Genomic DNA, 6,490 nt, shown 5'->3' on the forward strand with positions numbered 1-6,490 from the left:
CAAGTCGGCCGCCACCGGTGGTTCCGGCTTGGCTTTCTGCAGATTGCGCAGGGCCACGCCGAGCACGCCCGACAGCACCATGGCGCCGCCGATCCAGACCCGGATGCCGACGTGGTCGCCCAGCAAGACGACGCCGAGGATGGCCGCCAGCAGCGGTGCGGTCAGCAGATAGGGCGTGATCATCGCCACCGGATGGCGCTTGATCAAGACGAAGAACAGGCCGTGGCCGACCAGTGACGCAATCAGCGCCGCGTAAAACACGCCTATCCAGGCCTGCAGGCCGGCGTTCTGGATGTGAGCCAGCGGATTGCCTTCCACCAGCACGCTCATCAGCCAGATCGGAACCAGGCCGATTGCGGCGGTCCAGCCCTGCTGCTGGATCAGATCCATCTTGAGACCGCGCATGGCGATGGTGCCGAGTGCGATGAACAGGGCGGATACCAGCATCAAACCCAGCGGCAGCGGGTCGGCCAGGATGGCCGGGTCGAAGCCGAGCACCAGCACGCCGAGAAAGCTGACCGCAATCGCGGTGCCGGTGCGCCAATGGAATTTCTCGCCGAGCAGCCACCAGCCGAGCAGGGCCACCATCGGCACGTAGCTCTGCATCACGATTGCCGGCGAAGCGATGTTGTGCGAGAGTTTCAGCGACCAGAAGCTGAGCGCGAAATGCAGAACGCCGTTGAACAGCGCCACGGCCAGCAGCCGCGGCCAGACCGCGCGCGGCGGCAGCTTCAGGAAGGCGCCGAGCAGCAGGCTCAGCAGCAGCAGGCGCAGCGCGGTGAACAGGAACGGCGGAAAATCCTGCAGTGCCAGTTTCGAGGTGATGAAATTGCCGGCCCAGGCCAGGCAGATCAGCGTGACCAGGCCGAGTTCACGGCCGCTCAGGCGTCCGCTTTCAGAGGGCAATGCCGGCCTTCTTGTACAGCTTGCTCAGCGTCCACAGCGGACCGATCAGCAGATAGACCAGATCGGTGAAGAAGCTCGGGCGTTTGCCTTCCCATTTGTGGCCGATGAACTGGCCGATCCAGGCCACGACGAACACGCCGATGGCGATCTTGAGCAGACCATCGATGCCGAAGCGGGCGGCCAGCGCGTAGTTGATGAAACCGAAAGCGACGAAACCGACCAGGCTGCCCAGCGCCAGCGGCTTGGACAGCTTCCAGTAGTACATCCAGGTGAAGAACAGCGCGAAGGCGAACCAGAAGCCGGGCTTGAGCAGGCTCTCCGGCACCGGAATGCACCAGAGCATGGCGGTGACCGTCCACACGATCAGCGGCACGCACACCAGATGCATGCGCTGATTGGCGGGATTCTGGTGGTCGTTCGAATAATTCGTCAGCAGTTCGTCGATGCGGCGCATGGGTTTACTCCACGGTGATGTCGGCAAGGCGAAGCAGGGCTTCGGCGTATTTGCCGCGGGTGGCGGCGATGATCTCGGCCGGCACGTGCGGGCCGGGCGCGGTCTTGTTCCAGTCCAGGGTTTCCAGGTAGTCGCGCACGTACTGTTTGTCGTAGCTGGGCGGACTGATGCCCACCCGGTAGGTGTCGGCCGGCCAGAAACGCGAGGAGTCCGGCGTCAGCATTTCGTCCATCACGTGCAGCACGCCGTTTTCATCCAGACCGAACTCCAGCTTGGTGTCGGCGATGATGATGCCCCGTTCACGGGCATATTCGGCCGCAAAACCGTAAATTTCCAGGGTTTTGGCGCGGACCTGCTCGGCCAGCTCGGCGCCGATCTTCGCCACCACCACATCGAATCCGACGTTCTCGTCATGATCGCCGACCGCGGCCTTGGTGCTCGGGGTGAAGATGGGTTCCGGCAGCTGTTCGGCCTGGCGCAATCCGGCCGGAAGCCGGATGCCGCAGATGGCGCCGCTGGCCTGGTAGTCCTTCCAGCCTGAGCCGATGATGTAGCCGCGGGCGATGGCTTCCACCGGCAGGGCTTTCAGTTTCTTGGCGACCACCGAGCGCTTGCCGTACAGCGCGGCATCCACGCCCGCCGGCAATACCTCAGCGACCGGTTCATGGGTCAGGTGGTTGGGGCACAGGTGCGCGGTTTTGCCGAACCAGAAGTTGGAAATCTGGCACAGCATTTCGCCTTTGCCGGGGATGGGGTCGGGCAGGACCACGTCGAAGGCCGATAAACGGTCGGAGGCGACCATCAACAGGCGGTTGCCGGGCAGGGCATAGACGTCACGGACCTTGCCGCGGTGCAGCAGGGGCAGGTCGAGATCGGAGGTGTGCAGGGTGGTGGCCACGGGGAAACCTTGATGAGCGCGGACTTTCGTTATTGTACCGCTAAGCGGGCGTGCTGACTGCTAGAATACCGGCATGTCCCGCGTCCTTTTCCTTCTCCTGCTCGCATTCAGCCCCTGGGCGGCCGGCCAAAGCAAGGCGCCGCCGAAATCCGGCCAGTGCACCGCCTGCCACGGCGCCGACGGCCAAAGCCGGACGGCGGTCAACCCGATCCTGCGCTGCCAGCACGAAGCCTATCTGGTCACGGCGCTGAACGCCTACCGCAGCGGCAGCCGGAAACACCCGGTGATGAACAGCATCGCCAACACCCTGCAGCCGAAAGACATCGCAAGTCTCGCGGCCTGGTACGCCAATCAACCCGGATGCCGCAAATGAATGCACTCTCACAGTGGAAAGGCAAAATCATCGGCGGTCTGATCGGCCTGCTGCTCCGCCGTCCGGTGTTCATCATCGTCGGCATCGTCATCGGCCATCTGTACGATTCCGGCGCATTTTCCGGAAAACGCAAATCCGACGCCCCGACGGCCGGAAGCGGTTCCGATCCATATGCGGTGCTCGATGTCGATGAAAGCGCCGACATGGACGCCATCGATGCCGCCTACCGGCGGCGGATGTCGGAATACCATCCCGACAAAGTCGCCAATGCCGCTCCTGAAATCCAGGAACTGGCCGAACGCCGCGCACGCGACATCAATGCGGCTTATGAAGAAATCCGCAAACGCCGGCAACACCCTTGAGGCCCGCCATGAAACCGATCATCGCCCCGTCCATCCTGTCCGCCAACTTCGCCAAGCTCGGTGAAGAAGTCGACGCCGTCCTCGCCGCGGGTGCCGACTGGGTGCATTTCGACGTGATGGACAACCATTACGTGCCGAACCTCACCATCGGCCCGCTGGTCTGCGAGGCCCTGCGCAAGCACGGCGTGACCGCACCGATCGATGTGCATCTGATGGTCAAGCCGGTCGATCGCATCATTCCGGATTTCGCCAAGGCCGGCGCCAGTCTGATCAGCTTCCATCCGGAAGCCTCCGAGCACATCGACCGCACCATCGGCCTGATCCGCGACAGCGGCTGCCAGACCGGTCTGGTGCTGAATCCGGCCACGCCGCTGAACGTGCTTGATCATGTGCTCGACAAGCTCGATCTGGTGCTGATCATGTCGGTCAATCCCGGTTTCGGCGGCCAGAGCTTCATTCCGCAGGCGCTGGATAAGATCCGTCTGGTGCGCGAACGCATCCGCGAAACCGGCCGCCTGATCCGTCTGGAAGTCGATGGCGGCATCAAGATCGACAACATCGGTGCCGTGGCTGAAGCCGGTGCCGACGCCTTCGTGGCCGGCTCCGCCATTTTCGGCGCCGGCGATTACGCCGAGACCATACGGCGCATGCGCGACGAAATCGCCAAAGCCGTATGACCGCTCAAGCCGAGTACGACCAGGCCGTTGCCGCGGGATACAACCGCATTCCGGTCGTGCGCGAGGTGCTGTCCGATCTCGACACCCCGCTGTCGGTGTATCTGAAGCTGGCCGACGGCCCGAACACCTATCTGTTCGAATCGGTCGAGGGCGGCGAAACCTGGGGCCGCTATTCCATCATCGGTCTGCCGGCGCGGCGCAGCTTCGTGTTCCGCGGCCACCGGTTCGAAGAACAGGACTGCGGCGTAACCGTCGCGTCCGAAACCCTGGCCGATCCGCTGGCGAAAGTCGATGAATTGCGCGAGCGCTACCGCGTTCCGAAACTGCCGCAGTTGCCGGATTTTTCCGGCGGACTGGTTGGTTACTTCGGCTTCGAAACCATTGCCTGGATCGAGCCCAAGCTGGCGGCCTCGCAAAAGCCCGATGCCTTGCCGGTGCCGGATGCATTGCTGCTGCTCAGCGAGGAAGTGGCCGTCTTCGATAACCTGAAAGGGCGGCTGTACCTGATCGTGCATGCCGATCCGTCCGAACCGCAGGCCTTCGCCAAAGCCCAACGTCGGCTCGATGAGCTGGTGTACCGCCTGCGCCATTCCGGGCGCAGTTACCCGGATGTGCTGCATCCCTCGCTGCTGGATGAATCCGATTTCGTGTCCGGATTCTCCGAGCCCGAATTCACCGCCGCCGTGGCCAAGGCCAAGGATTACATCCGCGCCGGCGATGCCTTCCAGGTCGTGCTGAGCCAGCGCATGAGCATTCCGTTCAAGGCGCGTCCGGTCGATGTCTACCGCGCCTTGCGCGCCCTGAATCCGTCGCCGTACATGTATTTCCTGGATTTCGGCGCCTATCAGGTGGTCGGCTCCTCGCCGGAAATCCTGGTGCGTGCCAAGAACGGCCGGGTCACCGTGCGCCCGATTGCCGGTACCCGCCCGCGCGGCGCCGATGCCGAACACGATGCCGCGCTGGAAATCGAACTGCTGAACGATGCCAAGGAATGCGCCGAGCATCTGATGCTGATCGATCTGGGCCGCAACGATGTCGGCCGCGTGGCCGAGCCGAATTCGGTGACCGTGCCGCAGCGGTTCGTGATCGAGCGCTATTCGCATGTCATGCACATCGTCTCGGAAGTGCAGGGCCGCCTGAAAGAGGGGCTGGGCTTCGCCGATATCTTCCGCGCCACCTTTCCGGCCGGCACCGTCAGCGGCGCGCCGAAAATCCGCGCGCTGGAAATCATCCAGGAGCTGGAGCCGCACAAACGCCACATCTACTCCGGCGCGGTCGGCTACATCAACTGGTGGGGCGATACCGACACCGCCATCGCCATCCGCACCGCCGTGATCATGGACGGCATGCTGCACGTGCAGGCTGGCGCCGGCATCGTCTACGATTCGCAGCCGGCCATGGAGTGGCAGGAAACCATGAACAAAGGCCGTGCCCTGTTCCGCGCTGTACAACAGGCGGCGCAGGGGCTGTAATCAACCAGGAGTGTGTATGAAAATCCGATTGGCTTATGTGTTCTCCGCCTTGATGCTTGCCGGCACCGTTGCCGCGCAATCGCTTCCGGCCTCGCCCTATGTGGTGGTGCGCGGCCACGCCGAGCGCAGCCTGGCGCCCGACCGCTTCGAAGTCGGCATCACCGTGCAGAAGTCCAGCCTGTCCACCGCGGAAGCCAGTGCGGTTGTCGAACAGAAAACTGGAGAAATCGTCGGTAATCTGAAGGCCGCCGGCCTGAAGCCGGCGCAGATCACCGCCACCAACATCAGCATCAACCCCGAATACCGCTACGACAACACCACGCAGCGCAATGTATTCATTGGCAACCAGGTGACCCGCAACATCGCGGCGAAATTCAACGACAAGAAAAGTCTGCAGAAATTTCTGGCGCAGGTGCCGGCCGGCGAAGAGATTCGGGTCAGCGGCATTTCACCGTCGCTCAGCAGCCAGAAGGCGGTGGAGGCCGAACTGCTGGATGCCGCCGTGGTGGATGTGAAAAAACAGGCGGAAACCCTGCTCGGCAAATTCGGCCTGAAAATCATCGGTATCCATTCCATCTCCCAGGACGCGCCGAGCATCGGTTTCGAAGCCAAAGCCATGTACCGCAGCATGGATGTGGCCGCCGCACCGCCGCCGCCCCTGGGGGACACCTTGGAGGAAGGCCAGATCATGGTTAGCAAAGACGTGTACGTGGTGTATCTGATCGCGGCCAAGTAAACCATGTCGCTCGAATCCCGCATCAAAGCCGCCATCCGCGATGTGCCCGACTTCCCCAAGGAAGGCATCCTGTTCAAGGATGTGACCACGCTGCTGCTGCATCCCGAACTGTCCAACCAGGTGCTGGATGCCCTGGCGGTGAGTTATGCCGGTGCCGCATTGGATGCCGTGGCCGGCATCGAGAGCCGCGGGTTCCTGTTCGGCAATGCCCTTGCATTGCGGCTGGGCAAACCGTTCGTGATGATCCGCAAGGCCGGCAAGCTGCCGGCCGATAAAATCAGCCACAGCTACGAATTGGAATACGGCCGCGCCACCATCGAAATGCACCGCGATGCGGTGAGTTCGGGCCAGCGTGTGCTGATCCATGACGACCTGCTGGCCACCGGCGGCTCGGCCGAAGCGGCCGCGCGTCTGATCCGCGATGCCGGCGCCGAACCGGCCGGATTCAGCTTCCTGGTCGAATTGGGCTTTCTGGGCGGGCGAAGCCGGCTCCAGGCCGTGTCTCCCGATATCCGCAGTCTGGCGGTGTATTGAATACGGCATCATCACCCCAGCATGCGATAATACGGGGCTGGAACAGGAACGCCCCGCCATGCTTTTGATGATCGACAA

The 6,490-nt window shown here is 63.0% G+C and carries 9 protein-coding genes; 6 read left to right on the top strand and 3 right to left on the bottom strand.

The features are described from left to right. The 3 genes from Q0W88_RS10095 to Q0W88_RS10105 form a co-directional block, all read right to left on the bottom strand. The coding region (locus Q0W88_RS10095) for a DMT family transporter (protein WP_297803124.1) at window positions 1-906 on the bottom strand (906 nt) is incomplete at its 3' end. Further along, window positions 896-1,360 carry an Mpo1-like protein gene (locus Q0W88_RS10100; protein WP_297803127.1) on the bottom strand — a complete coding sequence of 155 codons (465 nt, stop codon included), beginning with the start codon at window positions 1,358-1,360 and terminating at the stop codon, window positions 896-898. The genes Q0W88_RS10100 and Q0W88_RS10095, both read right to left, overlap by 11 nt. A gap of 4 nt (window positions 1,361-1,364) precedes the next feature. Continuing rightward, complete coding sequence (locus Q0W88_RS10105; protein ID WP_297803131.1) at window positions 1,365-2,258, bottom strand: phosphoribosylaminoimidazolesuccinocarboxamide synthase; 894 nt, start codon at window positions 2,256-2,258, stop codon at window positions 1,365-1,367. Window positions 2,259-2,331: 73 nt separating this feature from the next. On the opposite strand from Q0W88_RS10105, the gene Q0W88_RS10110 reads away from it, so the two are divergent. From Q0W88_RS10110 to Q0W88_RS10135, 6 genes are read left to right on the top strand one after another with little or no spacing between them, the layout of a single operon-like run. Continuing rightward, on the top strand, window positions 2,332-2,631 hold the full coding sequence (locus Q0W88_RS10110; RefSeq protein ID WP_297803133.1) for a cytochrome c: 300 nt from the start codon (window positions 2,332-2,334) through the stop codon (window positions 2,629-2,631). Next, a complete protein-coding gene (locus Q0W88_RS10115; RefSeq protein WP_297803136.1) occupies window positions 2,628-2,993 on the top strand; it encodes a DnaJ domain-containing protein in 366 nt (121 codons plus the stop codon). Before Q0W88_RS10110 ends, Q0W88_RS10115 begins: the two co-directional genes overlap by 4 nt. 8 nt (window positions 2,994-3,001) lie before the next feature. Beyond that, window positions 3,002-3,670, top strand: coding sequence for a ribulose-phosphate 3-epimerase (gene rpe, locus Q0W88_RS10120; protein ID WP_297803139.1), 669 nt, complete (start codon window positions 3,002-3,004; stop codon window positions 3,668-3,670). Continuing rightward, entirely contained in the window at window positions 3,667-5,142 is a 1,476-nt protein-coding gene (gene trpE / locus Q0W88_RS10125) for an anthranilate synthase component I (protein ID WP_297803142.1), read from the top strand. Before rpe ends, trpE begins: the two co-directional genes overlap by 4 nt. A 16-nt stretch (window positions 5,143-5,158) precedes the next feature. Next, a complete protein-coding gene (locus tag Q0W88_RS10130; RefSeq protein ID WP_297803145.1) occupies window positions 5,159-5,878 on the top strand; it encodes an SIMPL domain-containing protein in 720 nt (239 codons plus the stop codon). 3 nt (window positions 5,879-5,881) lie between these two features. Further along, window positions 5,882-6,412: an adenine phosphoribosyltransferase gene (locus Q0W88_RS10135; protein ID WP_297803148.1), complete on the top strand. Its 531-nt coding sequence runs from the start codon at window positions 5,882-5,884 to the stop codon at window positions 6,410-6,412. Window positions 6,413-6,490 lie beyond the last annotated feature (78 nt).

The organism is Arenimonas sp. GDDSR-1 (assembly GCF_025980345.1).
In the GTDB taxonomy this organism is placed as follows: Bacteria; Pseudomonadota; Gammaproteobacteria; order Xanthomonadales; family Xanthomonadaceae; genus Arenimonas.